We start from the raw sequence: 890 nt of genomic DNA, 5'->3' as shown, positions 1-890 counted from the left end.
GTTACTTAGTTTATAAAATACATGTTATAATAAAGCTATGGCATATAGTACAGATTTTAAACAACGAGCATTAAATTACATCAAAGAGGGACACAGCCATGTCGAGGCATCCAAAGTTTTTGATGTTGGCGTCAGAACTCTCTTCACATGGGAAAAGAAATTACGTGAACAAGGGCACTTAGAGCGGAAAAAGAGAGTCGCCAAAAGCCGAAAGATTCCTTTGGAGGAGTTGAAGGCCTTTGTAGAGACTCATCCAGATGCTTTTTTACGGGAAATTGCGGCACATTTTGATTGTGCTGTTCCTTCAGTATGGGCAGCTTTAAAGCAGATCAATGTCACTTTAAAAAAAGACGACTAGCTTTAAGGAACAAGATCCAGAAAAAGTCGCTGAATTTCTCGATATTTTGGATAATCTAAAAGATTTACCAGTCGTATATATTGACGAAACAGGAATCGACCGCTACCTCTATCGTTCTCATGCACGGGCTCCTAGAGGAGAGAAAGTCTATGAAAAGATTAATGGACGACGTTTTGAGCGGACTTCAATTGTTGCAGGACAAGTAGATGGAGAGTTTATAGCTCCTATGATTTACAAGGAAAGCATGACGAGCGACTTCTTTGTTAAGTGGTTCAAAACGCAACTCCTGCCTGCTTTGAAGATACCTCATGTCATTGTCATGGACAATGCTAGTTTTCATCCCAAGAAGATTTTGGATGAACTTTGCGTCAAAGATAAACACTTCTTCTTACCTCTACCACCTTATTCACCAGATTTGAATCCCATTGAGCAAGCTTGGGCTGTCTTGAAAAAGAAAGTGACAAATTTATTAAGGGAAGTCCCAAATATCTTTGAATGTTTAGAGTGCTTTTTTAAAACTAAATGACTATAA

At 38.5% G+C, this 890-nt stretch carries 1 pseudogene; it reads left to right on the top strand.

Going from position 1 to position 890, the window contains the following annotated elements:
• Nucleotides 1–37 precede the first annotated feature (37 nt).
• Nucleotides 38–884 (top strand): annotated as a pseudogene (locus SINDD18_RS11470) (IS630 family transposase).
• Nucleotides 885–890: the final 6 nt, after the last annotated feature.

The sequence above is a fragment of the Streptococcus infantis genome, assembly GCF_001579645.1.
GTDB classification, from domain to species: domain Bacteria; phylum Bacillota; class Bacilli; order Lactobacillales; family Streptococcaceae; genus Streptococcus; species Streptococcus infantis_E.
This window is presented reverse-complemented; position numbering and strand designations above follow the sequence as displayed.